The organism is bacterium SCSIO 12741, assembly GCA_024398055.1.
Taxonomy (GTDB): Bacteria; Bacteroidota; Bacteroidia; order Flavobacteriales_G; family Salibacteraceae; genus SCSIO-12741.
In genome coordinates this window covers 1,846,966-1,872,983 of the sequence record CP073749.1, presented here as the reverse complement: position 1 = coordinate 1,872,983, position 26,018 = coordinate 1,846,966, and the positions used below count along the sequence as shown (strand labels likewise).

Sequence of the window (26,018 nt, the reverse complement as noted above, 5' to 3'; positions counted from 1 at the left end):
AAATCGACAGGCGTATCATTTTTAAGGAAAGTTAGGGGTTGTGGAATGGTCTGCTTTCCTATTTTTATCTCTAAGACTATGCTTGCCTTTGTATCAAACTATGAACTGGTACTGAACAGCCTTATTCGGATACTTGGTAGTCGCTATCCGACCAAAGGCTATTCCACATGGACGGATCTCATTGATTCCGGAAACTTGTTGGACAATGACCTCATTGTCTTCGACCTTCCCGAACATTTGGAGAAGGAACACGGGTTTGTGGAATTTCTTCAGATGACAGATCGCCCAAAAATTCTGTTGCTTGCTCTCGACAACTCACAAAGTCTGGCCCACTATCAAGACCGCTATAACGTGGAGGGAATTGTGGACTATACCTGTGAATTGGTCACCTTAAAGGAGTGCATCGAAAAGATTCTGAACAACGAACAGGTCCGCTACCTGAATCACAATTTCCGTCAAACCGCTCAAAGTCCTTATCCCTTTGAACTAAAAGATGAAGAATGGGAATGCCTGGTTCTGATTTTTAAAGGATGGTCGGAAGAGGAAATAACAGAAGAACTTGGATTGAGCCCGATGGAACAAGAAAGCGTTCGAACGGGAATTAAGAAAAAGTTGGGCGTCACCAGCGATTTTGACTTAATGAAATGGTGTATTAACCGTCGTCTGTTTGATTAGCCTCTTTTTTAGACTGCCATTTCAGGCGGTGATCGTATCCCTTTAAATGAATCCACACCTGACCTCCAAAGGTCGGCTCTGCAAAGGTGCTAAGGTCATAGTAAATGTCTTCTACATGTGGCGTCCCGCATCGGGAACTATCCTCTGTCACCAAAAACAACGACACTTGAGGCGGGTAACTTTTCATCATCTTTTGATCCCAATATAACTTCCAGTCAACACGATCGCAGGCACTGTAAATCACCTGGGCGTGAAGGCAATTATCCACCACTTTGGCCATTCGAACCACTGGTGGCTTAGCGGATTGCGGCACTTCGGCTTGAACCTGCATGGGTAAACAATTCATGGAATTTTTAGACGTTCCAGCCTTTTCGGTGTTAACGCAGCTGGAAAAGAGGAGAGTAGTCAGCCCTCCAAGAAGCACCCCGTGTAGTCGGATCATTTGATCTGTATTTTGTGATACGTCTCTGGAGAAGACAATAATCGTACCACATAAACACCAGATGTTAAATCATGCAAAAAAATTCTTTGGTCGAATTGCGTCAATTTCACCTCCTGCAAGGGCTTGCCTAACAGGTCGTAAAAGACGAGTATATCTTCACCGGCCCATGATGTTTCAGGAATGTTCACCTGCAATTCTCCTTCCGTTACCGGATTTGGAAAAAAGATAGGACCATCAACAGATGCAGCGATTTCTTCCTGTCCTACAGGACCTTCAGCACAAGGCCAGTTAATCCCGTTTAATTGCGCAATCTGAGAGCCACCTTCATCTAACCAGTTGTACAAATTGGCTGTACTGTCCTGAGGTTTGAACGTCCAATTGTAGCTCATCTTTCCAAAGTAATCAGGGAAGAATGGACTTACTCCAGTAGCCTCCTCACAGGCCGATGCTCCGCCGGTCAACTGACCTACCACACGTCCATCCTTGTTCCACAATGCTGCACCAGAAGAACCAGGCTGGGACACACTGTGTCCATTTTTAGTTTGGCTCCAGAATATTTTCCAATGGGTATCCTTAAATGCACCTTCCCATTCAGAGCTTTCCGCTTTAGTCAGGTAGGTGGCTACTTTCTTAATATCTCCACGTGGATGGTGCATCATCACTCCACTAATACTGGCCACATTTCGATTGTCCCAGCCCGCAAAATGGGGATTAAAAAACTGAGGAACAGCATCATTTAATCGCAGCAGCAGAAAATCGGGCCCTCCCGTTCCACCTCCACCAGAAGCTGCCTTGAAGGTACATCCTGTTAGCTTTCCAACCGGTACGTCAGATTCTTTATTAGGGTTGTCACAACGGGTTGATTCATAAAGAAAATAGAACTCAAAATTCTGGTATTCCTGATCTGTAGCCTCCGTTCCATCCTGCAGGCGACGGCAGTGATCAGCGGTGAGAATATAGGGAGCACAATCCTGAAAGGTGTTGTTCATTAAAGTTCCGGTGCACCAGCCTTCAAACCCACCATACCTGAGTTTGATGCGTACAGCGGCCCGTACCTGGTTGCTCCAATTATCTCCCTCTTCACATTCCACATTTACCTGGCAATCGTCTGAGTCTCCAAAACCTCTGGATCCATTGGCTCTCTGGTGATCGAATTGGTAGCCGATCTGGTGAATTCGGATGTTGGGCTCCAGGGATACCTTGGCTGGAATACGCAACTCCAATCCAATTTTATCTCCATGCACGGTTCCCGACCCGACCCATTCTCCATCTGCGTTATCCAAAAATGTATAGGGGCCAAACTGATCTTTAAATTCCGGGTCAAAGGCGAAAAGCTCACACCCAACAGGAAGAAATAAGTCTTCAAAATAGAGGGATATTCCTTGAGCACCCTCCATATCAACCCACATGCGGCAAACACGATCCCCATTTTTTTCCAGGGTCCAAACCCCCACTTCTAAGGGATTGATAGAAACGGGAACGATTTTTCCAGTTGGGTAAAAGGTACCTGATGCCAAGCTCTTTTGCTGAGCTTCCAACAAATCATCCATTAAAGGCTGATCTAAATGGACATATCCTGATTGAGGGGCATCCTCCCAGGGTAGAATTCGCTCAGGTTGAGACAGCTGTGCTAAAGCCGGAAGAGTTCCGTTAATCAAAATCAATACGAGTAGCCAGATTCTCATCAGAAAGGATTTAAAGGGTAAAAATAACGAATCGACACATCTGTCTGCCGACCCTTTTATATTTGTAACAAAATTGGACAGAATGGACGGAAAGATCGATGCTAAGAATGCTCCAAAAGCTGTAGGAGCCTACCCTCATGCCCGCAAAGTTGGCGACCTATTATTTCTAAGTGGCGTAGGTCCTCGTGTGGCCGGAACGGGAACCCATGATAGCCATGTACCCGGACTCAAATTGGACCACAATGGAAACTTTGAGGAATTTGATTTCGAAGCTCAGGTACACAGCGTTTTTAGCAACGTAAAAGCGATCCTGGAAGAATCCGGTTCCAATTGGGAAAACCTGGTAGACATTACCGTTTTTTTAGTAGATATGAAAAGAGACTTCAAAACCTTTAACCGTATTTACGCCGAATATTTTCAGGAAAATCAGCCTTGCAGAACAACGGTGGCTATTAATTCGCTGCCCACACCCATAGCCATTGAGCTGAAGTGTATTGCGACTGTCTAAAGGTTGAATGCTGAATTCTGAAATGGTATCAGAATTCAAGATTGACATTTCAAGATTCAATTTTCGTAGAGAATATCTCGGATTCGTTTAGGCAGGGTCAGAGAGTGGTCGGTATTGGTTAAGGCAATGATCGTGTAACGTTTGTTTTGGAACCTCATAACGCAGGTTTTAAATCCATTCCACCAGCCATAGTGGTATACCAAATCATCTTTTTCGAAGGCTGAGATTCTCCAGCCGAAACCGTAGTTGTCTCTTCCCTCTTTAATCTCGGGACTACCCGGCTTAAAAGCCTCTTGAATGGTAGTAGGTTTCAATAGTACTGTGTCATACAGCGCCTGATCAAATTTGAGCAAATCGTAAACATTGGAGTAAACTCCTTTGTCGCCAAATACCCCATTGATATAGTTCTCACCAGGATCCATAGGCCGCCTACCTCTCCGAATATGCCCCCAAACGGCAGCTGGAATATCACTATCCTCGGCGCCTGAATACACTTTCGTGTCGTTCATTTCCAAGGGTTCAAATACGCGATCTCTTAAAAAATCAGGTAAGGATTGTCCCGAAATCTTTTCCACCAATAGACCCAAGTAGGCATAGTTACTATTTTGGTAATTGAAGCGGTGATCGGGTGGATAATAAGGATCCGGACAATGAGCAACCATTAAATTGTGCATCTGCTGATTGCTCATCATGGTATCTCTCGGCCAATACTGGTCAGAAGTCACCATGTATCGAGGCAGGCCCGAGCGGTGATTGAGTAGGTTTCTAATCGTGACCCCTTCGTAAGGAAAGGATATTAAATGTTGAGTCACGGTATCATCATAATTCAGCTTTCCGTCTTGCTCAAGCAACATGATGGCAGTAGCAGTAAACATTTTGGAAACAGAGGCCAACTGAAAAACTGAGTATTCATCAATCTTAGCTTTCTTCCTGCGATGCGCTTTTCCTGCGGCTTTAGAGTACCAAACATGACCATTTTGAGCCACGAGAACAACCCCATGGAAACGACCTGCACGTATTTGTTGTTCTACTTCCCGCTCGATTTTTTTGACCAACTCCTCCTCTTCGGGGCCAATACAAATTCAAGGTCATCGGGACTTAGACCGTCAGGTTTTCTTTTTTCAGGAAATTGACAAGAGGTGGCCAGCAGCAAACTGGCTACGATTCCCCAGAGAATTGGGGAAAACAGATGTCTCAGCATGTTTATTTAACGCGGATCCAGTTTTGGGTTCGAAACAAGAATCCAATATAACCCCGAACATATAGGGTGTTTTTGTCATCCTCATCCAACCAGATTTTGCAATCGTATACCGAGCCTTTGTTGGGATCTAGGATGGTTCCATCGTCCCATTCGTCATCGTCCCACTCCATATCGTTGACGATAACCATCCCTAAAATGGGCTTATCCTTCAATTCTCCTTCGCACTTATCGCACTTGGCATCCACCTTATCGGGGTTGAGAATTTTAACGACCTTGCCGTAGAGCTTTCCATTTTCCTTGTACAGTTCTACGATAGATTTTTCCTTACCGGTCTCATCATCAATGGTTTTCCAGCGTCCTAAAACCTCATCAGGGGTTTGCGCAAAAGAAGTGATGGCCAGTAAGTTGATTAACAGAATTAAAAGACAGTTCCTAATCATTGTTAAATGCTTTTCTCAAAAATAACATTTCTCGGTTTCCAAACGTTATTTATATGCAAGCATACGAAAAAGGGCGAGACCGTGCAGTTGATTTCATAAGCAGATTTTGGGTGTTAGCAGTTTACGAAGTGGCGAGTGAATCTCGCCCTTTTTCTTTTAAACGTGTGCTATTCTGCAGGTAACGGAGCGAAACGGTACTTGTAGAAAATCTGTCCTACCGTTTTCCGAATATCTTCACTGTGATCGATCTTGTTTTCGTTGATCGTTTTAGTTCCGACTCCTTGCCACACCAATAAATTCTTCTTAGCATCTACGATATCGATGATCAAAGTTCCTTCTGTGTATTCAATGGTAGAAACATCGGTATACCCATAGTTGTATCCGTAATAAGGTCCATAGTAATAAGGGTTACCACCGTAGTATCCGTAGGAAGTGCTTCGCAACTCCTGTTTGGTATCTACTTTTACATAATAAGAAATCCAAAGGTCTGGATTGGTGCTTTCGGTATATCCCTTCGCCAGCATATTTTCCTTGATATTCCGGTTAATGGCTTCGAGGTTTCTTTTATTGATTCGCTCTGGGTCAACGGTTTGCTCAGTAACCGATGGCGATTTCACATTAAAGGTTTTGTACTCGGAAAAGTCTATCGTCTTGTCATAGTCTACAGCAACGGAAACGGAGCTACAGGAAGAAACGATCAATGCAATAGCAATTAGGGAGGCAAAAAGGCGCATATCAGCTGTTTTAGTAATCAAAAGCGGTAAAATTAATCACTATTGCCCTGCCCAAGCCGGTTGAATCATTATTTCTTTACACGGTTGCCTGAAACCGATAACTCAGCTAGGCAGCAGGACGAAATTTCTCATTCGGAATCCAAAGCTCAAACTCGCCATACACGTAGGGAGCAATTTCATAAGCATTGAAATGGAATAAAATACCATCCTCCTTCAGCACAAAATTGTCGTTTAGCACAAACTGGTCATCCGGAAACCAAAATCCAGCTTCAGCGAAACTCGAATCTGCCGCAATTTTGGTCTGTTTTCTAAGTTCGGCCTCCGCTGCTACTTTAATTTTACTCAATTCTTCATCCGAAAGAAGTTCGGTCAAAACCATTCGACTGCCATCTTCTTTGCTATAAGTCGTATAAATGCGAAAAGTATTGGGGTGCGCACCTCCCAAGAAACTGGATTCATCGAAACGAAAACTAATGTACTCCCCATTCTCATGAGAGACTTCCACATCTCGATTCACGTACCACTCTTGCTGAATCTCCGGAAAATCTTCCTCGAACTGCAGGTTTGCTTTTTCCATTTCTTGATTTAAGACATCTAGGCTGGCCAAACGTTCACCTCCAAATGGAGATCGAAGAAATTGAGACTGAATGCTATCCTGAATAATTTGAGCCACCGTGTCCTCTTTTGGAGCTTTGATTTCCACCCCTTTAAAGTCCACCTGAAGGCATAGTCCCGCAGTGGAATCGCAACCCGTTCCCACCTTTTTTTCAAAATTGGAAGCTTCGATTTTATAGAATTCTCCGAGGGGTATTTTTTTTCCACCAGAACCACTATCACACCCTCCTAAAAGCGCCACGAAAGTGACCAGGGGCAAGGATTTGAGCAAAATTGACTTTATCATTCCTCAAAGGTAGACAGATGTCGATTAAACGCTAACTTTGGGGCCTTTATTTATCCAGAGCATGTCAAATACAGAAACTTCAAAATTCGGAACACGGGCCATTCACGGAGGCCTTGAACCTGATTCTGCAACCGGAGCGATCATGACTCCGATTTATCAAACCTCAACTTATGTGCAAACCGAACCTGGTGGGCATAAAGGATATGAGTATTCGAGAACATTGAACCCCACTCGTCACGCCCTGGAAAAAAACCTGGCCAGTATCGAGAATGGAAAATATGGTCTTTGTTTTGGAAGTGGGCTGGCTGCCATTGACGCAGTTATCAAAACCCTTAAACCAGGTGATGAAGTTATTTCAACCAATGACCTTTACGGAGGATCTTACCGGATCTTCACCAAAATATTTGAGAAATATGGCATCCGTTTCCACTTTACAGGAATGGACGATTTCTCCAAACTGGAACACCTCGTTAACGAAAACACCAAGTTGGTTTGGGTAGAAACTCCAACCAATCCTATGTGTAATATCATCGATATTGAAGCTGCTGCCGAGTTTGCTCACCGTCACGGATGTTTGCTGGCTGTAGACAACACGTTTGCCTCACCTTACCTGCAAAACCCACTTGCCCTGGGTGCTGATATCGTTATGCACTCCGTAACCAAATACTTGGGCGGACACTCCGATGTGGTAATGGGAGCTTTGGTATTAAATGACGATGCTTTGGCTGAAGAGCTTTATTTCATTCAAAATTCCTCAGGAGCTGTTTGTGGTCCTATGGACTCGTTCTTGGTATTGCGTGGTATCAAAACCCTTCACCTAAGAATGCAACGCCACTGTGAAAACGGAAAGGCCATTGCCGAATTCCTGAAGGCTCATCCAGCTGTGGATAAGGTGTACTGGCCTGGTTTTGAAGAGCATCCAAACCATGATGTAGCCGCTAGACAAATGCGCGATTTTGGTGGAATGATTTCGTTCACTACCAAGGACGATAGCTTTGAAAAGGCAAAAACGATTGTTTCCTCCGTTAGGATTTTTACCTTAGCTGAATCGTTAGGCGGTGTTGAATCACTTTGTGGACATCCAGCATCCATGACTCATGCGGCTATTCCAAAAGAGGAGCGTGAAAAAACAGGAGTTAAGGATTCGCTGGTTCGATTGAGCGTTGGAGTAGAAGATGTAGATGATTTGATCGCTGATCTAAAACAAGCGTTAGAACAGTAAGTCCAGTTTATGAATCTGTATTACATTACCGGAACTTCCCGGGGAATTGGAAAGGCTTTGGCCGAAGAATTGCTCCGTGAAGAAACAAATGTGGTTATTGGATTGGGGAGAAGTGCCTCCCTGTCCAACGCCAATTATTCGCATAAGGTCATCGACCTGTCCAATCTTTCAGAAGTTATGCGTTTTCGCTTTGGAGAACACCTCAAAGCGGATCGGGTTTGCCTGATTAATAATGCAGGAACTTTGGGTGAGATTAAGCCCGTTGGAAAGATGAACAACGATGAGCTAATCCGGGCCTATAATGTCAATTTGATAGCTCCAACTATCTTAATGAACAACTTCGTGAAGACGTACAGCGATAAGAGCGAAACGGATAAGTTGATCTTAAATATTAGCTCTGGAGCTGCACAATCTGCTTATGATGGTTGGTCGGTATACTGCTCGAGCAAAGCAGGGCTCACCATGTTTGGAGATGTAATACTGGCTGAAAACAAAGTCCATCCTGAATCAGGGCTACGCATATTATCCGTTGCCCCAGGAGTTATCGAAACGGAAATGCAACAGCAAATTCGTTCGAGTAGCGAGGAAGATTTTAGCACCATCGATCGCTTTGTAGAATTGAAAGAAGGTGGACATCTAAAATCAACTCAGCAAACCGCTCTAGAGTTAATTCAATTGATGGAAAACCTTCCGGAAGAAGGCGACACGTCCTTTATGGATTTGCGGTCTTAATAACTGGAATCATCACGGGGTTGTGATCATCCAACTCCATTCTCAAGTAATAGAACCCTGCTGGCCATTCGGTTAGATCCCACTGAACAGGGAAGCTATCATCCTGTGGCTTTACGGAAAGAGGCTGCCCCCAGGCATTTACCCACGTGAATTGAGAGGTAACGGGAAGCTGCTCTGCCCGAAGCGTAAAAATGGATTGAGCTGGATTAGGACCATAACTCAAACCAAAAGCGCGGCTCAATTCTTCCAAGCCGGTGTAGATCACATTGATAGTATCACTCTTGGAACAACCATTGGAATCGGTTACCGTAACGCGGTATTCCATTTGAAGGGTTACCAGGATTTTCTGAGTAGACTCTCCGGTTGACCATTTATAAGTCTTAAAGCCAGGACCGGCATCCAAAAAGAATGTATGTCCATCTGGCACGACCGTGTCATTGCCAATATTCAAATCAATAGGCGTGTGCTCCTGGATAATAATTGTATCAGATCCGCGGCAACCGGCACTATCTGTCACCCTCACCCAAGTAGTACCTGCCCCTGCATTGAGGGTGCTATCAAAAGTGGCATTGGACCACAGGTAAGTGGAAAAGTCGCCCGGGTAAAGCAATAACTTATCACCACCGCAAATCGTCGTATCCGGGCCTAAATCCGGATCGGGGTTTAATCGTTTTGTCAAATGAACGGAATCCATCCAATGGCACGAATTGCTATCGCTCACCACTACCTGATAACTGCGATTTTGATTTACAAAACTGCGAACTTTACTCCCGGTGGTATCCGAAAGACCATCTGCCGGCGACCAGTGGAAAAGGGTCCCACCAGATGCACTCAATTCGATAGAATCTCCATCGCACACCAGGGTATCAGACGTGAGTGCATAGGGCCCGTTGCCATGCGCTCCGTTTTTACCGACGAGCTTGAAGGTCATGCCCAAATCATCCCAAAACGAGGTAGCAGGACCGGTCATTCCATCGTCCAAATGAAAAATGAAACGGGTAAGCTGATCAATGTTGTGCGGGGCTTGAGGAACCGGGAAATTTCCAGCATAACGAGGCACATCCGAAAAACGATACTCATCTATGCTTCCTGGAAAAAAGTGCTTAGGACTCTTACCTATAAATAGCGTATCCAATTTAGGCAAGCGCTCTTTCAACTGCCCTAAAAAGGTTCCATTCAAAAACAAGGTTACCGAAGTATCCGATAAATTATATACCAAGGCCAGGTGCTGCCATTTGGAATACAGGAAGCCAGGAGAGTTAAAAGACTGAGCCTGATTGCCGGTAAACAGGTTAAAAGTAGCCAGGTTAAACTGATGCTGTACGCTCAATTCCAAACCCAATCCTGAGCTAAAGTGGAAAAGCCCTGCGCTATCTAAATCAGCACCTTCGTTACAGGTTTCAAATGCAAATTCCAGCGTAAAAGATCCGGTTTGGGTCCAAAATGTATCATTCATCGTCACATAGTCGTTTTTGCCATCCAACGATAAAAAACCGTCAAAGCTTTGAGCCGAGAGTTCAAAGGACGAAAAACAACCGATAACAATTGCGAAAAAAAAGCTGAATAGTGGCCTCATAGCTGCATAATTAGAGAAAATTATTGAATTTTTACCACGTCAAAAAACCGATTGAGGGAATGGCAGCTACAACGGACAGAGGGATCTTTTTATGGAAAACCCGTTATGGGGATTCCGGTTTTGTGGTACGCGCATACACCCTAAATCATGGAATGACCACCTTTCTCATACAAGGCCTAAAAGGCAAAAAGAGATCGAGAGCTGCCCTGCTCTATCCCCTGGCGGAGCTGGAGATTGAATTCTCCTCAACGGTCAAATCAGAAATGAAACGAATTAAGGAAGTTCATGCCCTACATCCGGGGCAAAGTTTAAGACACGACTTGTCTAAGAGCGCCCAGGCCTTTTTCATCGCCGAAATGCTCTACCGCACCCTTAATGAACGTGAAGCGGATCATGCCCTGTATACCTTTTTAAACACCTCCATTGAGTGGCTCGATCACCATCCTGACACCAGTAACTTTCACTTGGCCTTTTTAGTAAAGCTTACTCGTTTTTTGGGTTTTCATCCTCAAGGAGAGCCCTCTGCCAGAACTTTCTTTGATCTCCGAGAAGGACTGTTTACCACCCTCCGACCCTCCCACACGGATTATGTGGAACCTTTTGTTTCGGTTCTTTTAGGAGTACTGCTGGAAAAAGGGTTCCAAACTGGTAAAGAAAACTTGCATCGTGAAGATCGCCAGCACCTACTGGAAACTTTGTTGCTCTACTACCGCATTCACCTGGACGGCTTAGGGGCTATAAAAAGCCTGGACGTACTAACTGAGATGTTTCGTTAAGAAGAAGCCTTTTGAGGCACGGGAGTCGGCTTAATAGATTGAATCATGGCCTCCACCTCTCTTAAGTATTCCCGCTTTTTGAACTGTGGAGCGTAGACATAGCCAATCGCATAAATGATTCTTCCTCGGGGTTCGTCCAAAAAGGTAAAGATGTACAAGGGCCCGCCCATAAAGTTGCCTTCCATTTTCCAAATTCCTCGAAACTCACGAGCATATTGATCATGGAAGTTTACTTCTTCTCCGATTACCGGAATGTAGCGCTGATCAATCTGCATATATTGCCCTGTATCGGGGCCAGCAAGGTGTTGAGCCATCATTTCATTGGCCGTCTGAATCACCAGTGAATCGGAAAAATCGCTTTTGCTCATGTAGGGTTTGGAAAACAACAATATTCCCTGAGAAATTTGGTGCTGGAATCCTCCAGACGTCCGTTCCCTTTCCGCTCTTACCCAAGCCAGACCAGATTGATTCTTGTCCAGGAATACATCTTTGTGCACCTCCATGGTGTACTGCTGAACGGCAGCCAGCTCCTTGCTAATTTCTGGATCACCAAACTTCTTGTTGCGTTGAATATGGCGATTGATTTCAGCCGATTGAAAAACCGAACGAATATCCTCCTCATGTTCTCCAATAACTTGAAGGAGGTGATCATAGCTTTTCGCATTCAGATTGAGTACATATTGCCCCTTCGACCATTTGTTACGCTCCAGTACCAGTGGTTCTTTTCCCGCATTTCCCGAAGCAGCATTAATTCGAATAATGTTGCGGTGAGTTCGAAGAACACTTTGAAACTTAGACGGAGATACCTGGATTACATTAAAATAGGACTCCGGTTGTGGAAATCCATGTTGCTCTCCGGCCAACACTGAAAACAAACTATCGCCTGTTGGACCTTCCCAAATGGCCTTGTCCAAAACAACCACCAATTCTCCAAAACCTCCTGAGTACCCAGGGAGGAACTCCCCTTCTTCCGATTCACAGCTGATTAGAAAAAAGAGGGCGAAGGTCGATAGAAGTATCCAGGCAGTTTTTTTCATTATCCGTTTTTACGAATGACGATTTTATCCCCAGGCTTGAGGCTTCGTGCATTCAGGTTTTGGTTCATGGCTTTAAGCTCGCTGGTGGAAATACCTTGAGCCTTGGCAATATCCCATAGGGTATCGCCCTTTTGAATTTCATAATAGACCAGGTTACCTTGTACCTGAGATCTCTGTTCGATTTTTTGTTTCGTTGGCTTCGGGGTCGGCTTGGCAGGAACTCGGGCATAAATCGTTAAGCGTTGCCCTACTCTTAGATTATCCGATCGAAGGCCATTCCAATCTTTAATTTGGCGTACGGAACATCCGTGCTGGTTGGCAATCTTACCCAAATAATCGCCACTGCGAACTCGATAAACCTGCACTTTTTCGTGCTCAGCCAGCATTTCATCCGAACGATCCTGTGGAACCTCGTACTGCTCGTAAATGGATTTTTCGTTTACGATAAATAGGGCCAATTTATCCTTTGGCAACTTGAGCACATAGTCTCTAGTGTTATTCGGGATAATTCCTCTTTTAAAAGTAGGGTTGAGGTATTGAATTACTTCAGAATCTACTTCCAATACGTCAGACAAGTGCTTCAGGCTAATTCTTTCGGTGATTCTTACCGTATCATTTTCAAAATGAGTGGTTGGCGGAATGGCTGCAGAGATACCATGCTCTTCAGCATGATTGAAAATATAATTCACGGCAATAAAAGCCGGAACATATCCACGAGTTTCTCGAGGCAGGTAAGGATAAATTTCCCAGTAATTTCTTTTTCCACCCGAACGTCGAATGGCCTTGTTCACATTCCCCGGACCACAGTTGTAGGCAGCCAGTGCCAAGTTCCAATCGTCGTACATACCGTGCAAAAATTTCAGGTACTTACAGGCTGCTTCGGTAGACAAGTAAGGATCATAGCGCTCATCCACATAGCTATTTACTCGAAGCCCGTATATCTTACCGGTACTGTACATAAATTGCCACAATCCGGTAGCACCTGCACGAGAACGAGCCGTAGGGTTCAATGCCGACTCCACCACAGCCAGGTACTTCAGTTCATAAGGCATATCGTGACGATCCAATGCCTCCTCGATAAAGGGAAAGTAAAGTTGACTCAGGCCCAAAGTCTTTGCTGTTAAGTCAGGCTTTTTGTTGGCATATAGGTTTATGAAAGCTCGAACTCTGCGGTTGTACGACAAGTCAAATGGAGTCATTTCATCCAAGGCCGTCATACGCGACTTCAAAACCGAATCATTGGGCATAGGCTCCGGATCAGCCGCCACCTCATCGTTGAAGGGCAATTGTTCCAGCTGCCACATGCGTTGAATCTGGGTATACAAACTATCCTGGATACGGGTAAATTCATAGTCCGCAGCCCAGGTACTTGAGTCTGCTTTTACCAAACTCAAACTGTCTTTTGTTTCGCCTTCCGGATTTCCCGCAGAAAGGCCTGTAGCCATCATCAAAGACAGCAAAGCAAATATCCACTTTCTCATAACCAACATACCTAACACACAAAAATGTCTTTTATTAATGTGCAAACCGCCTGAATATTGCATTCATTTGTACACGAATTCGTGTTAATTAGTGAATAAGACAATGCTAAGCTTGAGCAAAAATCTGGCCGTAATTTTTTTAGTGGTGGCCTTCTTTTCCTGTTCGGAAAAAACCGAGAAGATTTCTGAGATCTATCCCAATGGCAAAACGAAGGTGCTAACTACCGTTGATTCAGACCAAAGGGTAGTGGCAAAAAAAGAATTTTACATAAACGGTAAAGTCAAAATTGAAGGTAGTTTCGACGGAGCCGGAGAGCGACAAGGCCTTTGGACCTATTACTACGAAGATGGAAAAGTGTGGAGTCGCTGTGAATATACCGCTGGACTTAGGGATGGGAAGAACGAAGTATATTACGAAAACGGTAAATTACGGTATTCGGGGAGTTTCAAAAACGATGAGAAAACCGGAGAATGGACCTTTTTTGATGAAGAAGGCCAACTGATCAAAAAGGTAAATTTCTGACCAACTACCCAACCCTTTATATTTCACAGCGTTAAAGCAATGAAATTATTCCTATATTTACGGCCCTTTTTTGGTCAAATTCAATAACAAATAATTAACATTATGAAAAGATTTACTCTTTTGTTTTCGGCACTGGTAGCCTCGGCTGGTCTTAGTGCTCAAACATTTGTGAGTACCTCTCCTGCCAACAAGAATGTGGTGCTGGAGGAGTATACGGGAATTTACTGCGTTTATTGCCCCGATGGACACCGTTTGGGTAAGCAGTTATCCGATAACAACCCAGGACGTGTTGTACTGATCAACATTCACACGGGTGGTTACGCAAATCCTAACGGATCTGATCCAGATTTCAGAACAGGTCATGGAGACGCTGTTGCTGGACACGCCGACGTAAAAATTTCAGGGTACCCTGCTGGTTCTGTAAACCGTAGAAGTTTCCCTAACTCTCAAAATGGTGGTACTGCTTCTAGCCGTGGTAACTGGGCTACTGATGGTGGCGCTGTAATGGGAGAAGCTTCAGTTGTAAACGTAGCTGCTAAAGCTGACTACAACGACCAAACTGGTGAAATCGATATCGTTGTTGAAGCCTATTATACTGGCGCTGGTAGCGGTACTGACTACTTGAATGTTGGTATCCTTCAAAACAACGTACCTGGACCACAAACTGGTGGTGCTACTTACAACCCATCTAACATGCTTCCAAATGGTGACTACAACCACCAGCACATGCTACGTGCAAGCTTGACTGGAGACTGGGGAGTTTCTATTGACACTACTACTGCTGGTACTTTTGTATCTAAGACTTACTCTTGGAAAGTTCCTGCTGACATCAACGGTATTCCTGTTGAAGTTCACAACTTGGAAGTTTACGCTTTCATGGCTGACAATCAGCAAGACATATTGACTGGTGCTGTTACTCAAGTAACTCTTCCAGCAAACATTACTACTGACTTGTCAATGACTGCAAACTCTGCTTTGCCAGCTGACATGTGTACTTATAAAGTAACTCCTGAAGTTACTATCACTAACGAAGAGAACAACGCTGTTACTTCTTTCGACGTATCTTACGGTTTGTCTGGTACTTCTGGTGGAATGGAAAGCTGGACTGGATCTTTGGCTAAAGGTCAATCTGCTACCATCAAATTCCAGGAAGCTACTGTAATGGCTGGTGCTTCTACACTTTCTTACAGCGCTCCTAACAACATCAACATGGGTGCTTTGTTGGATATCAACTCTAGCAATGCTGCTATTCCTTCTGAGAACATCTACACAGTAAACTCTGCTGCTGTTGGAACTTCTTTCTCTTACGATTTCGAAGGTTTGAACACAGGTACTGAAGTACCAGGAAACGCTTACTTGATGAACGAAGGTGGTCTTCGTGTATTCGTTGTAACAAACGCTGTTACAAACCCTCCTCTTTCATGGCAATTGGGTGGACACGGAAAATCTGACGGTTGCTACCGTTTTGACCTTCCTACTTGGTCTGCTGGCGATCAAGCTTCTATCTACTTCGATAAAGTTGACTTGAGCGGAATGAACGGAAGCTTGGAGCTTTCTTTCGATTTGGCTTACGCTGGATGGGATGCTAACAGTAACGCTCGCATCAAAGTAGAAGCTTCTACTGATTGTGGTAAAAACTGGACTATCTTGTTCAACAAAGACGGTGATGACATCGAAACTGCTGCTGACCTTAACGGACAGCGTTTTTACCCACAGCCAAACCAATGGCAGACTCATACTGGAGATGCAAATGCATTGAAAGGATCTTCAGAAGTTATCTTCAAGGTAACTGTTAGTGCTCCAAACGTGAGTAACGCTATGTACTTGGATAACTTGATGATTACTGAAAAAGCTGATCAAACTTCTATCGCTGAAGTTTCTAACAAGCTTGGAATCAATGTTTACCCTAACCCAGCTGTAAACGAAGCTAAGATTGACATGAACCTTCAAAATGGTGGTGATGTTGCTCTTAACGTTTATGACTTGACTGGTAAGCGTGTAATGACTGCTACTGAAAATGTAGTAGCTGGAAGCAACACTTTGACTTTGAATACAAGCTCTTTGGAAGCTGGTATCTACAACGTTGAAATCGTTACTGCTGAAGGCGTAGCCGTTGAGCGCGTAGTATTGGAAAAATAAGATTCCACTACATAAAACATTAGAAGTGAAAAAAGCCCTGTTGACGACAATAGGGCTTTTTCACTTTTATTACCAACCCTTAAGCAATTTAACTCGTTATCTTTGAAAGATCATAATTTTAGAGTCCCATGAAAAAACTATTACTTGTCCCTGTATTGATGTTGGCCTTCGGTCTAAGTGCCGTTGCCCAAATCTCATTCGAGAAAGACACCGTACTCCACTACTTGGTAGAGGGTGAAGAAACTACCTCTAAGGTTCTTGTGCTCAATTCAGGTCAAACCCCGATTAAGGGTATGTACCGCATTTTCTTTGACGATGTAAAGTCTCAGACTGATTGGGCCGTACAATTTTGTGATTGTGATGTATGCCGGGTTAATTACCCAAATTCATCTACTTGTGCAACCGACGTAACTTCTGAAAATCCTTATTTGTTTAAGCTCTACGTAAACCCTGCACAAAACATTACTACTGCCTACTTCAAAATGAAAGTAATGGACAGTATGGACACGACTCAGGCAGACACTGTGGTTTTCAAAACAGTGATGTCTACTTCCGTGCCTCAAATCAATTTGCACCACAGCGAAATCCGTTTGGTACCAAACCCTGCGGAAGGAAACACTCGCTTGAACTTCTCTCTGAATACCACTGCTGATGTAAAAATCAATGTGATTAACTTCTTGGGAGAAACGATCTCTGAGTACTCTATTGACAGTGCTTACGGAGACATTGAGCAAAACATTGACCTGAACGAACAAGAGTCAGGAATTTATTTCGTGAACATCATCGTGGGAGACAAAGTATACTCCAAGCGATTGAGTTTGCGTTAAGCCTCAAAAGACATTTTATAAAGAAAGCCCGTTGGACATCCAACGGGCTTTTTTGTTACCTTTAACCTGCTAATTCCCACGGTCATGAAAAAACTATCTCTCCTCGCTCTGTTTCTCTATTTGTCAGTTTCCCTATCTGCTCAAATCATTTTCGATCATGACACCGTTTACAACGATTTGGTTTTGGGCGTAAAAACCGAAGTCAAGGTGTGGGTTCGAAACGGCAGCACTTCACCTATAGATGCCCAATACCGCATTTATTCCGACAATGTAGTAGACCAAACAGATTGGGACGTTCAATTCTGTGACTGCGACCTGTGCCGGTCACCCTACCCCACTACAGGAGTTTGTGTTTTGAGCAACCCAATGACCGGTGAAAAACCCCATAGCTATACCTTGTATGTGACACCACAATCAGTGATTGAAAACAGGGAGTTGAAGCTTATTGTAATGAGCATGGCCGACACTACGGTTCGGGATACAGTAGTTTTTAAAACTCGTTTAGCCACTTCAGTAGAAGAAAAATCAAGAGTAGAACAGTCGCTGCAACTCATGCCTAACCCGGCAAGCAACATGACACACCTGCAATTCGAAAACACCCAAAACGGACCTACTACAGTTGAGCTGGTTAGCCTTCTGGGAGAAACCGTAAGATCCTATACCCTCGATGCACCCATTGGCCCGGCTGATGTACCCATCGAACTATCGGGATTGAACTCAGGTATCTATCTCGTGCAGATTCATTTCCAAGATTTTTCGGTTTCCCGCAAACTACAGGTAAGGTAAGCCCACTTTTCCCTTCAATATTGTGATTCCGGAAGCCCCGGAAATTTCGCTAATTTGTAGCTTTGTAGTCTCTCATGATCCCAAGGCACAAAGTTGACGAAATATTACAGGCTACCCTGATTGAAGAGGTTATTGGAGAATTCGTAAACCTCAAGAAATCGGGAAGGCAGTACAAGGCGTTGAGTCCATTTACCAATGAAAAGACTCCGTCCTTTTATGTTGTGCCTGAAAAGCAGATTTTCAAAGACTTTAGTTCTGGTAAAGGAGGAAATGCAGTAACCTTTCTCATGGAGGTGGAGCACTTCTCCTATCCTGAGGCGCTGAGATGGCTTGCCCAGAAATACAACATCGAACTTGAGGAACAGGAACTAACTCCTGAGCAAAAGGAAGCGGAAAACGAACGGGAAAGCCTGTACATCGTTAGCCAGTTTGCCGAGCAGTATTTCAAAGAGCAGCTTCATGAAACAGATGCGGGAAAATCGATTGGCCTGAGCTACTTCAAGCAACGTGGTTTTTTACCAGAAACCATCGAAAAGTTTAAGTTGGGTTATAGTCCCGATGAATGGAGAGCCTTTACCGATGCCGCCTTTGAACAAGGATACCAGGAAAAATTTCTGACAGCTACCGGACTCACCAAACCTTCTCCCAAACGGCAAAACGAGTTTTACGATGGGTTTAAAGGACGGGTTATATTTCCCATTCACAGCTTGTCTGGACGAGCTATTGGTTTTGGTGGCCGTACGCTGATTAAGGATAAAAAGGTTCCCAAATACCTGAACAGTCCTGAGTCGCTCATTTACAACAAGAGTGCCTCACTCTACGGCATCTACTTCGCCAAAGGCGAAATCATAAAAGAAGATCAATGCTATTTGGTAGAAGGCTACACCGACGTTATTTCCTTCCACCAGGCCGGCATTAGCAATACAGTGGCTTCGTCGGGTACCGCTTTGACCCGCGATCAGATCAAACTCATAAAGCGCTATACCCCCAACATTACCCTTCTCTATGACGGCGATGAAGCCGGTATAAAAGCTTCTTTCCGCGGAATCGATATGATTTTGGAGGAAGGGATGAATGTGAAAATGGTTTCTTTTCCTGAAGGGGAAGATCCTGATTCCTTCGCGCTAAAAAACACGCCCGAGGACATTCGCTCTTACCTGGCGGATAATGCCCGCGATTTTATCGTGAGTAAAACTGAAATTCTACTCAGAGACTCGGGTAAGGATCCCATCAAACGGGCCAGCGTTATCAAGGATATTGTAGCCAGTATCGCCCTCATCCCAGAGGCCATTTCCCGATCTGTGTACACACGGGAATGTGCCAATCTGCTCGAAATTGAGGAGAAAGTATTGGTGAACGAACTGAACAAACTTCGACGAGATCAGTTCAAACAAAAGAACCGTCAATCCCCCCAACAAAGCCATCAAGGGCCGCCACCTGATTTCCCACCGCCCGACTTTTTTGAGCCTCCTTCAGGTCCACCACAAGAAGGTGCACCGCAGCAACAAGCTCCCATTAAAAAAGATCACAATCTTTCTCAAGAAAGAGACTTGATGCGCATTCTGATTAACTATGGTGAGAAAACTATCATTTTTAAAGATGGTGAAAATGGGGATGTCGAAGTAGAGATCGCCCCTTTCATCTTTCATGAATTGGAACGGGATGAAATGTTTTTTGAAGACAGTGCCCACCTGAAGCTTTCCAATGAATTGGTTAAGCAAGTGGAAGAAGGCATCTGGGATGTTCAGAAAATGGTTCACAGCGAAGACAAGGAAATTGCCTCGCTCATGGTCGACCTCATGACTCAACGCCACGAATTGCATGACTGGGATTCCAGGCAAATTTTGGTGATGGGTGAAGAAACCAAACTCAAGCGTGCCGTAGAAGGTGCCCTATATTCTTTCAAATTTGTGAAGATCAACAACCTCATTCGGGAAAACCAGGAAGCCATCAAGCAGGCCTACGAAAACAACCAACTGGAAGAGGCCTTGAACTACCAAAAAAAGCAAGTCATCTACGATAAGATCAAATCATCTTTGGCTGCACCGAGTGGACGTATTATCTTAGGATGATGGACCGTTTTCAACATATTCTCGATTATACCTTATTCAAAACTTCTTCCCTCGACATAACCATTGGGAGCCTACTCACGGTACTTATCATCGCTTTGGTCTCCCGGTTGTTGGCTTTTGTTACCTCCCGTGTGATTCATCGGGCAATGGATCGACACGACCACATTGACGAAGGTAAATCCTACGCCATGGCCCGCCTGGCGGTTTACTTTATCTATGTTATTTCCATCGTAGTGGCTCTCCAAAGCCTGGGGATTGATCTTACCATCCTGGTAGCCTCATCTGCTGCTCTTTTCGTTGGAATTGGGCTAGGCATCCAAAACATCTTTAATGACATTGTATCGGGCTTGTTTTTGCTTTTTGAGCGCAATGTAGAAGTTGGCGATATTGTACGGTTTGATTCTACCATTGGCAGGGTCATGCAAATAAACATGCGAACGTCCATCCTCCTCACCCGAGACGACATTCGAATCATTGTACCCAATTCCCGATTGATCTCCAATTCCATTGTCAACCTCAGCAAGGAAAACCGCAATACGCGTTACGAAATAGAGGTAAGTGTAGCCTACGGATCCGATACCAAAAAAGTGAGCCAATTGCTACTCGAATCAGCACAAGGACATAGTCAGGTTACCAAGACTCCAGCTCCTTTTGTCAAGTTCTCTGATTTTGGGGACTCAGGTCTCCATTTCAAACTGATCTACTGGACCACAGAATTGTGGCAGGCTGAGGTGGTAAAAAGTGATATTCGATTTAAAATTGATGAAGTATTTCGCCAGGCCAACATCACTATTCCGTTTCCTCAACGGGATATTCATGTGGTTTCAGGCTCTATACCTGGACCAGGTCAGTCGTCAACGTCGTCGTAAAAGTCCTTCAATTTCTTGCGGTACTCAGAAAAGAGCTTGGATTTGGAAACGAATCCAATGTATTTTCCTTGATCTACAACTGGTAAATTCCACGCCCCACTCGATTCAAACTTATTGACAACGGTTTCCATATTGTCATTGATCTGAATTTGCTCAGGTGCCATCGACATGAGTTGGTGAACTTGAATGGTGTCATACTTCTCCCGGTCAAACATAATGTCTCGAATATCATCGAGGGTTACCACCCCAATAAAGCGTTTTTTATTATCAACCACCGGGAATAGGTTTCTCGAAGAAACCGTTACTTTTTTCACCAATCCACCAAGGGTATCATAGGGCTCAATTACCTCAAAATTTGTTTCGATTTCCCGCTTCAAATCCATCAAGGTAAGCACGGCTTGATCCTTATCGTGGGTAAGCAACTGTCCTCTTTTCGCCAACTGCATGGTATAAATCGTGTGAGGCACGAAATACTTCATGGTCAAGAAACTGATGGAGGTAGTTACCATCAATGGAATGAAAAGATCGTAACCTCCAGTAATCTCAGCAATTAAGAATATGGCCGTCAATGGTGCCTGAAGAATTCCAGCCATCAGCCCAGCCATACCTACAAGGGTAAAATTAGATTCTGACAGTTTACCCAAATGCAGCAAATTGATGGCCTTGGAATAAACATACCCCATTACACTTCCCATAAAGAGTGTAGGTGCAAAGATCCCCCCAATACCTCCTGCGTAAATTGTAATGGTGGTAGCGAAGGCTTTGAAAAAAACCACCAAAGCCAGGAAACCCAGAATAACCCAGATGTTGTCATTGAAGGCCTGAAACTGGCTATTGGCCAATACATCTCCCGTGGTACCCTCAATCAGGTGGTTAATGGTATCGTAACCTTCCCCATATAGTGGCGGGAAAATAAAGATGATTACCCCGATTAATGCACCACCGACCGAAACCCGCAGCTTGTTGTTTTTGATTTTATTGAATACACGGGAAACCAGGAAGTAAACCCGGGTAAAATAAACTCCGGTAATTCCCGCCAGAAGTCCTAATCCGATGTAGTAAGGCATATCCAGAATGCTGATATCATCCAGGATTTCAAATTCAAACAGCAAATCGCCTCCAAAAAACAAACGGGAAAAAAGCGCCGCAGTCACCGAAGAAAGTAGAAGCGGAATGAGCGAAAAGGTGGTGATATCGAGCATGATTACCTCCATCGCAAATACGATGGCCGCAATAGGAGCCTTAAAAATAGCCGAGAGCGCTGCCGCTGCCCCACAACCTATCATAAGTTTGCGGGTTTTAGGATTTAACCGCAGCATCTGACTCAGGTTACTACCCAAAGCTGAGGTAGTGCCCACAGCCGGTCCCTCCAGTCCTACCGATCCACCAAATCCAACCGTGAAGGCAGAAGTCATGATGGCCGAGTAAATCTTTTTGATCGAAATGATTCCATTTCCCTTAGAGAGGGCAAACAAGGTATTCGGCACACCACTACCAACGGGCTCCTTAATAACGTAGCGAATGATCAACTGAGTGAGCACAATCCCAATAAAGGGCAGCACGAAATAGAATGACTTACTTCCTTCAGCCACCACCGTGTTTTCGAAAAAAGATTCTACCAGGTGAACCCCTTGCTTCAGGCAAAATGCGGCTACGGCACACAGGAATCCCATAAGGACACTTAGGACCAGAATAAAGGGCTTGTTGCGAATGTGATTCATTCGCCAAACAAGAAAGCCTTTGAGATAGGATTGGAACTGCGTTGTGAGAGACCCTTTCACGAAGCAAAGGTGTCATTTTTGGTGGTTTGGCACAAATCCACAAGCCGATTCTTTTACCGATATTTGTGCCCCTCAAAATTAACGGAATCAAGTCCAGAGCAGAATGAAGATTCAGAACTACATTAATGGAGAATTAAAAGCACCGGCAGGTGGAACTTATCTTGACAACTACGACCCATCCAAGGGCGTTGTTTATTCCCAAATTCCCGATTCTGATGAAAGGGATGTTCAAGAAGCGGTGGAAGCGGCTCATACGGCCTACCCAAGCTGGTCGGTAACATCTAAGGAAGAGCGTTCTCGAATCATTCTAAAGATCGCCGAATTGATCCGTGAAAACCACGATCGATTGGCAGAGGCTGAATCTCTGGATAATGGAAAACCCTTGTGGTTGGCCAAAAAAGTGGATATCAACCGGGCGGCAAGTAATTTTCATTTTTTCGCTACGGCTATTCTTCACTTTGCCTCCGAAGCTCACGTGATGGAGGATCGAGGATTCAACTACACGCGAAGAGATCCATTAGGAGTTGTAGGCTGTATTTCTCCCTGGAACTTGCCTTTGTACTTGTTTACCTGGAAAATTGCTCCTGCCCTGGCTGCCGGAAACTGCGTTGTTGCCAAACCCTCTGAGGTTACTCCTATGACGGCCTACTTGCTTTCAGAAATCTGTATTGAAGCTGGATTGCCTAAAGGAGTATTGAACATTGTTCACGGGTTAGGACAAAAGGTAGGGGCTGCCATCACCAACAACGATGATGTTTGCGCCATTTCCTTTACCGGTGGAACCACCACAGGTGCTGAAATTGCTCGTATTGCGGCTCCAAAATTCAAAAAACTGTCTCTCGAACTGGGTGGAAAAAATCCCAATATCATTTTTGACGACTGCGATTTTGACAAGGCTCTACGGACTTCGCTGTCCTCTTCTTTTGCCAATCAAGGTCAAATCTGTTTGTGTGGATCGCGCATCTTTATTCAGAAAGGCATCTACGAAAAATTTAGAGACGCATTTGTAGAGAAAGTAAAACGGATGAAGGTGAGCAACCCGCTCGATCCGGAAGTAAAAGTGGGCGCCGTGGTAAGCGAACCTCACATGAATAAGGTTTTATCATACGTAGAGCTGGCCAAAGAAGAAGGCGGTACCGTATTGTGCGGTGGTGAACGTGTGATCCTCGAAGGCGAACATGCCAACGGATACTACATTTCGCCTACCGTTATTGAAGGTTTGGAATATACCTGTAGAACGAATCAGGAAGAAATTTTTGGCCCGGTAGTTACTCTTACTCCCTTCGAAACCGAGGAAGAAGTATTGACCATGGCTAATAGCACCGATTATGGTTTGGCCGCCACCGTGTGGACCGAAAATCTAAACCGTGCGCATCGCGTAGCTCAAAACCTGGAGTCTGGAATCGTTTGGATTAACTGTTGGTTGGTTCGTGATTTGCGCACCCCATTCGGAGGAACTAAGAATTCAGGAGTTGGTCGTGAAGGTGGATTTGAAGCCCTTCGTTTCTTTACCGAGCCCAAAAATATTTGCGTCATGCACGGCGCCTAAAAAGGGAATACATGCAGGTGGTTGTCATTGGCGGAGGCGCCGCAGGTTTTTTTGCTGCAATTTCATGCCGGCAACATCATCCCGATGCCCACATTCGGATTTTGGAAAAGAGCACCAAGTTGCTTTCCAAGGTTCGCATTTCCGGAGGTGGACGGTGCAATGTGACCCACGCCTGCTTTAACCAAAAGGAATTGGCTGCCCATTACCCCAGGGGAGAACGGTTTTTACGCAAATCTTTTTCGAAATTTTTCACCCAAGACACGGTTGACTGGTATGAATCCAGAGGTGTTCTGCTAAAGACTGAATCCGATGGCAGAATGTTTCCGCAAAGCAATCGATCGGAAACCATAGTTGATTGCTTAATGAGTGAGGCGGAAAAAGGAGGCATCCGCATCGATTTGAATTCACCGGTAAAAGCGCTCACTCCAAAGAATGATAAAATTCTATTGACCCTAGGAAACGATGAATCGCTTGAGGTAGACCAAGTTATTATCGCAACGGGTGGAAGCCCTAAGAAAGAAGGGTTGCATTGGCTCGAAAAATTGGGTATTCCTATTCAAAATCCAGTGCCTTCCCTGTTTACCTTTAACCTGCCCGGTCAGGCCATCACCTCGCTTATGGGGCTTTCCGTTCCTGATGCTTGGGTTAGAATATCTGGAAGCAAGCTTTCCTCTTCAGGTCCGTTGCTCATCACCCATTGGGGCGTAAGCGGTCCTGGCGTATTAAAACTATCCGCGCTTGGGGCTCGGGAGTTGGCCGATCGCAACTACCAGTTCAACGCACTTATTAGTTGGGTGGGCAGTATTCGGGAAGATGATCTGCGACAACAACTCAGTAGCTTCAAACAGGAGAACCCAAGCAAAAAACTGCACCGACAACCCTTGGGACTTCCTAAGAGACTTTGGTCCTATTTACTCGACCGGATAGACCTTCGAGAGGACGAAAATTGGGGCGACTTATCCCGCAAAAAAATGAATCGTTTAGTGAATTTGCTGCTGAATGATGAATACGAAGTTCGGGGCAAAACCACTTTCAAAGAAGAATTTGTTACCTGCGGTGGAGTGGACCTAAAAAGCGTTTCACCTTTCACCTTGGAAAGCAAAACGGTGCCGAACCTATATTTTGCCGGAGAAGTCCTGGACATCGATGGTGTAACGGGTGGATTCAATTTTCAAGCGGCCTGGACAACCGGCTTTCTGGCAGGAAAACTTCAAGGAAAAAACGACCCCGAGAAATAACGAAAAGTTCAGTCTCATTTCAAGACAATGAAGCATTTTTGAATTTCTCACGTATAAGTAAACTCCACCCAGGGAAGGGTTAGAATAAATTCAACAACAATTTTGGGCATCTTGCTGAACAAGATGCATTTAATTACTTTAGCAAGCAAATCACGCATTTTCCGATATGATAGGCATCCTTAAGAAAAAACCGAAGAAGTTTAAAATTTCCTATTCTCAGCAGGGTGAGGATTTGATTATTGAGTTCCTCCTTCAGCAAAGAGGAATCACCAATCCTTATTATGTTGACATTGGATCCAATGACCCGATTCGGTTCTCCAACACTTACTTATTGTACAAAAACGGAGGCACCGGAATTTGCATTGATCCAAATCCGGTTTTCAAAAAGATGTTTGCCGCAGAAAGACCCAATGATGTGTTTATCAATGCAGGCATTTCAGGAAAGGAAAGCGGCAAGGCCATGTTTTATGATATGGACTGGCACGAGTTCAGCACCTTTGACAAAGAACAAGCACTCGCTGTTCAGGAGAACTACAAAGGAAAAAACAACATCAAAGCCGAAATCGAATTACCCATTATTTCGGTTAAGGAACTTTCAGGTAAGTTCAAGTCTGCTATCGACGTGCTCAATCTGGATGTGGAGGGACTGGATTTAGAAATCTTAGAAGGCTGGGATTTTGACAACCATTCACCAAAAATCATTTGTGTGGAGTGCAAAGACTTGAAAACAGGTGAGGTTGACGAACGAATTGACACCTTGATCAAAAGCAAAGGCTATAAGCTGAGCGGATCGAATCCAATAAACAGGATTTACACACTATAGG

General features: G+C 44.5%; 24 protein-coding genes. 14 read left to right on the top strand and 10 right to left on the bottom strand.

Features of this window, described 5'->3' with window-relative positions; translation table 11 throughout:
- Window positions 1-78 precede the first annotated feature (78 nt).
- Window positions 79-675, top strand: coding sequence for a response regulator transcription factor (locus KFE98_07890; GenBank protein UTW64049.1), 597 nt, complete (start codon window positions 79-81; stop codon window positions 673-675).
- Here the strand turns inward: KFE98_07890 and KFE98_07885 are convergent.
- Together KFE98_07885 and KFE98_07880 are read right to left on the bottom strand one after the other, a co-directional pair.
- Window positions 653-1,117, bottom strand: coding sequence for a hypothetical protein (locus KFE98_07885; GenBank protein UTW64048.1), 465 nt, complete (start codon window positions 1,115-1,117; stop codon window positions 653-655). The two genes, KFE98_07890 and KFE98_07885, sit on opposite strands and share 23 nt — an antisense overlap.
- Complete coding sequence (locus tag KFE98_07880; protein UTW64047.1) at window positions 1,114-2,802, bottom strand: T9SS type A sorting domain-containing protein; 1,689 nt, start codon at window positions 2,800-2,802, stop codon at window positions 1,114-1,116. Before KFE98_07880 ends, KFE98_07885 begins: the two co-directional genes overlap by 4 nt.
- Window positions 2,803-2,884: 82 nt before the next feature.
- Between KFE98_07880 and KFE98_07875 the strand changes: the two genes are divergently transcribed.
- Window positions 2,885-3,310 (top strand): RidA family protein, encoded by a 426-nt coding sequence (locus KFE98_07875; GenBank protein UTW64046.1) that lies wholly within the window; start codon window positions 2,885-2,887, stop codon window positions 3,308-3,310.
- Window positions 3,311-3,366: 56 nt separating this feature from the next.
- Here the strand turns inward: KFE98_07875 and KFE98_07870 are convergent, their stop codons facing one another.
- The 4 genes from KFE98_07870 to KFE98_07855 form a co-directional block, all read right to left on the bottom strand.
- Window positions 3,367-4,365: a beta-lactamase family protein gene (locus tag KFE98_07870; GenBank protein UTW64045.1), complete on the bottom strand. Its 999-nt coding sequence runs from the start codon at window positions 4,363-4,365 to the stop codon at window positions 3,367-3,369.
- 148 nt (window positions 4,366-4,513) lie between these two features.
- Window positions 4,514-4,951: a DUF2147 domain-containing protein gene (locus KFE98_07865; GenBank protein ID UTW64044.1), complete on the bottom strand. Its 438-nt coding sequence runs from the start codon at window positions 4,949-4,951 to the stop codon at window positions 4,514-4,516.
- A gap of 167 nt (window positions 4,952-5,118) precedes the next feature.
- Complete coding sequence (locus tag KFE98_07860) at window positions 5,119-5,685, bottom strand: DUF4136 domain-containing protein (protein ID UTW64043.1); 567 nt, start codon at window positions 5,683-5,685, stop codon at window positions 5,119-5,121.
- A gap of 106 nt (window positions 5,686-5,791) precedes the next feature.
- Window positions 5,792-6,586, bottom strand: coding sequence for a DUF3298 and DUF4163 domain-containing protein (locus KFE98_07855; protein UTW64042.1), 795 nt, complete (start codon window positions 6,584-6,586; stop codon window positions 5,792-5,794).
- A gap of 61 nt (window positions 6,587-6,647) precedes the next feature.
- Between KFE98_07855 and KFE98_07850 the strand changes: the two genes are divergently transcribed.
- Complete coding sequence (locus tag KFE98_07850) at window positions 6,648-7,808, top strand: cystathionine gamma-synthase (protein ID UTW64041.1); 1,161 nt, start codon at window positions 6,648-6,650, stop codon at window positions 7,806-7,808.
- Between the two features lie 9 nt (window positions 7,809-7,817).
- Window positions 7,818-8,540: an SDR family NAD(P)-dependent oxidoreductase gene (locus KFE98_07845; GenBank protein UTW64040.1), complete on the top strand. Its 723-nt coding sequence runs from the start codon at window positions 7,818-7,820 to the stop codon at window positions 8,538-8,540.
- Here the strand turns inward: KFE98_07845 and KFE98_07840 are convergent.
- On the bottom strand, window positions 8,521-10,116 hold the full coding sequence (locus tag KFE98_07840) for a LamG domain-containing protein (protein ID UTW64039.1): 1,596 nt from the start codon (window positions 10,114-10,116) through the stop codon (window positions 8,521-8,523). The genes KFE98_07845 and KFE98_07840 overlap by 20 nt on opposite strands.
- Before the next feature lie 59 nt (window positions 10,117-10,175).
- Here KFE98_07840 and recO point away from each other — a divergent pair, with 59 nt between their 5' ends.
- Window positions 10,176-10,892 (top strand): DNA repair protein RecO, encoded by a 717-nt coding sequence (gene recO / locus KFE98_07835; protein ID UTW64038.1) that lies wholly within the window; start codon window positions 10,176-10,178, stop codon window positions 10,890-10,892.
- Here the strand turns inward: recO and KFE98_07830 are convergent.
- Both KFE98_07830 and KFE98_07825 read right to left on the bottom strand, forming a co-directional pair.
- Window positions 10,889-11,929 carry a DUF4837 family protein gene (locus KFE98_07830; GenBank protein UTW64037.1) on the bottom strand — a complete coding sequence of 347 codons (1,041 nt, stop codon included), beginning with the start codon at window positions 11,927-11,929 and terminating at the stop codon, window positions 10,889-10,891. The genes recO and KFE98_07830 overlap by 4 nt on opposite strands.
- The gene (locus KFE98_07825; GenBank protein UTW64036.1) at window positions 11,929-13,410 is read right to left on the bottom strand and encodes a LysM peptidoglycan-binding domain-containing protein; all 1,482 of its coding nucleotides are present in this window, start codon (window positions 13,408-13,410) and stop codon (window positions 11,929-11,931) included. Before KFE98_07825 ends, KFE98_07830 begins: the two co-directional genes overlap by 1 nt.
- Window positions 13,411-13,501: 91 nt before the next feature.
- Between KFE98_07825 and KFE98_07820 the strand changes: the two genes are divergently transcribed.
- The 6 genes from KFE98_07820 to KFE98_07795 all read left to right on the top strand — a co-directional run bounded on the left by KFE98_07820 (window position 13,502) and on the right by KFE98_07795 (window position 20,626).
- Window positions 13,502-13,933: a toxin-antitoxin system YwqK family antitoxin gene (locus tag KFE98_07820; protein ID UTW64035.1), complete on the top strand. Its 432-nt coding sequence runs from the start codon at window positions 13,502-13,504 to the stop codon at window positions 13,931-13,933.
- Window positions 13,934-14,035: 102 nt separating this feature from the next.
- Window positions 14,036-16,072: an Omp28-related outer membrane protein gene (locus KFE98_07815; GenBank protein UTW64034.1), complete on the top strand. Its 2,037-nt coding sequence runs from the start codon at window positions 14,036-14,038 to the stop codon at window positions 16,070-16,072.
- A 128-nt stretch (window positions 16,073-16,200) separates the two neighbouring features.
- Window positions 16,201-16,899 carry a T9SS type A sorting domain-containing protein gene (locus tag KFE98_07810; GenBank protein UTW64033.1) on the top strand — a complete coding sequence of 233 codons (699 nt, stop codon included), beginning with the start codon at window positions 16,201-16,203 and terminating at the stop codon, window positions 16,897-16,899.
- An 84-nt stretch (window positions 16,900-16,983) separates the two neighbouring features.
- Entirely contained in the window at window positions 16,984-17,685 is a 702-nt protein-coding gene (locus KFE98_07805) for a T9SS type A sorting domain-containing protein (protein ID UTW64032.1), read from the top strand.
- Between the two features lie 74 nt (window positions 17,686-17,759).
- The gene (dnaG, locus tag KFE98_07800; protein UTW64031.1) at window positions 17,760-19,757 is read left to right on the top strand and encodes a DNA primase; all 1,998 of its coding nucleotides are present in this window, start codon (window positions 17,760-17,762) and stop codon (window positions 19,755-19,757) included.
- Window positions 19,754-20,626 (top strand): mechanosensitive ion channel, encoded by an 873-nt coding sequence (locus KFE98_07795; protein ID UTW64030.1) that lies wholly within the window; start codon window positions 19,754-19,756, stop codon window positions 20,624-20,626. The genes dnaG and KFE98_07795 overlap by 4 nt, the downstream gene beginning before the upstream one ends.
- Here the strand turns inward: KFE98_07795 and KFE98_07790 are convergent.
- Window positions 20,605-22,347 (bottom strand): chloride channel protein, encoded by a 1,743-nt coding sequence (locus KFE98_07790; GenBank protein UTW64664.1) that lies wholly within the window; start codon window positions 22,345-22,347, stop codon window positions 20,605-20,607. The two genes, KFE98_07795 and KFE98_07790, sit on opposite strands and share 22 nt — an antisense overlap.
- A 163-nt stretch (window positions 22,348-22,510) precedes the next feature.
- Here KFE98_07790 and KFE98_07785 point away from each other — a divergent pair, with 163 nt between their 5' ends.
- The 3 genes from KFE98_07785 (at window position 22,511) to KFE98_07775 (ending at window position 26,017) form a co-directional block, all read left to right on the top strand.
- A complete protein-coding gene (locus KFE98_07785) occupies window positions 22,511-23,956 on the top strand; it encodes an aldehyde dehydrogenase (GenBank protein UTW64029.1) in 1,446 nt (481 codons plus the stop codon).
- 11 nt (window positions 23,957-23,967) lie between these two features.
- The gene (locus tag KFE98_07780; protein UTW64028.1) at window positions 23,968-25,194 is read left to right on the top strand and encodes an NAD(P)/FAD-dependent oxidoreductase; all 1,227 of its coding nucleotides are present in this window, start codon (window positions 23,968-23,970) and stop codon (window positions 25,192-25,194) included.
- 166 nt (window positions 25,195-25,360) lie between these two features.
- On the top strand, window positions 25,361-26,017 hold the full coding sequence (locus KFE98_07775; protein ID UTW64027.1) for an FkbM family methyltransferase: 657 nt from the start codon (window positions 25,361-25,363) through the stop codon (window positions 26,015-26,017).
- Window position 26,018 lies beyond the last annotated feature (1 nt).

Excerpts from the sequence above, each read along its gene's own strand:
- KFE98_07890 (UTW64049.1), top strand. The coding sequence starts at position 79 with ATGCTTGCCTTTGTATCAAACTATGAACTGGTACTGAACAGCCTTATT.
- KFE98_07885 (UTW64048.1), bottom strand. The coding sequence starts at position 1,117 with ATGATCCGACTACACGGGGTGCTTCTTGGAGGGCTGACTACTCTCCTC.
- KFE98_07880 (UTW64047.1), bottom strand. The coding sequence starts at position 2,802 with ATGAGAATCTGGCTACTCGTATTGATTTTGATTAACGGAACTCTTCCG.
- KFE98_07875 (UTW64046.1), top strand. The coding sequence starts at position 2,885 with ATGGACGGAAAGATCGATGCTAAGAATGCTCCAAAAGCTGTAGGAGCC.
- KFE98_07865 (UTW64044.1), bottom strand. The coding sequence starts at position 4,951 with ATGATTAGGAACTGTCTTTTAATTCTGTTAATCAACTTACTGGCCATC.
- KFE98_07860 (UTW64043.1), bottom strand. The coding sequence starts at position 5,685 with ATGCGCCTTTTTGCCTCCCTAATTGCTATTGCATTGATCGTTTCTTCC.
- KFE98_07855 (UTW64042.1), bottom strand. The coding sequence starts at position 6,586 with ATGATAAAGTCAATTTTGCTCAAATCCTTGCCCCTGGTCACTTTCGTG.
- KFE98_07850 (UTW64041.1), top strand. The coding sequence starts at position 6,648 with ATGTCAAATACAGAAACTTCAAAATTCGGAACACGGGCCATTCACGGA.
- KFE98_07845 (UTW64040.1), top strand. The coding sequence starts at position 7,818 with ATGAATCTGTATTACATTACCGGAACTTCCCGGGGAATTGGAAAGGCT.
- KFE98_07840 (UTW64039.1), bottom strand. The coding sequence starts at position 10,116 with ATGAGGCCACTATTCAGCTTTTTTTTCGCAATTGTTATCGGTTGTTTT.
- recO (UTW64038.1), top strand. The coding sequence starts at position 10,176 with ATGGCAGCTACAACGGACAGAGGGATCTTTTTATGGAAAACCCGTTAT.
- KFE98_07830 (UTW64037.1), bottom strand. The coding sequence starts at position 11,929 with ATGAAAAAAACTGCCTGGATACTTCTATCGACCTTCGCCCTCTTTTTT.
- KFE98_07825 (UTW64036.1), bottom strand. The coding sequence starts at position 13,410 with ATGAGAAAGTGGATATTTGCTTTGCTGTCTTTGATGATGGCTACAGGC.
- KFE98_07815 (UTW64034.1), top strand. The coding sequence starts at position 14,036 with ATGAAAAGATTTACTCTTTTGTTTTCGGCACTGGTAGCCTCGGCTGGT.
- KFE98_07810 (UTW64033.1), top strand. The coding sequence starts at position 16,201 with ATGAAAAAACTATTACTTGTCCCTGTATTGATGTTGGCCTTCGGTCTA.
- KFE98_07805 (UTW64032.1), top strand. The coding sequence starts at position 16,984 with ATGAAAAAACTATCTCTCCTCGCTCTGTTTCTCTATTTGTCAGTTTCC.
- dnaG (UTW64031.1), top strand. The coding sequence starts at position 17,760 with ATGATCCCAAGGCACAAAGTTGACGAAATATTACAGGCTACCCTGATT.
- KFE98_07795 (UTW64030.1), top strand. The coding sequence starts at position 19,754 with ATGATGGACCGTTTTCAACATATTCTCGATTATACCTTATTCAAAACT.
- KFE98_07790 (UTW64664.1), bottom strand. The coding sequence starts at position 22,347 with ATGAATCACATTCGCAACAAGCCCTTTATTCTGGTCCTAAGTGTCCTT.
- KFE98_07785 (UTW64029.1), top strand. The coding sequence starts at position 22,511 with ATGAAGATTCAGAACTACATTAATGGAGAATTAAAAGCACCGGCAGGT.
- KFE98_07780 (UTW64028.1), top strand. The coding sequence starts at position 23,968 with ATGCAGGTGGTTGTCATTGGCGGAGGCGCCGCAGGTTTTTTTGCTGCA.
- KFE98_07775 (UTW64027.1), top strand. The coding sequence starts at position 25,361 with ATGATAGGCATCCTTAAGAAAAAACCGAAGAAGTTTAAAATTTCCTAT.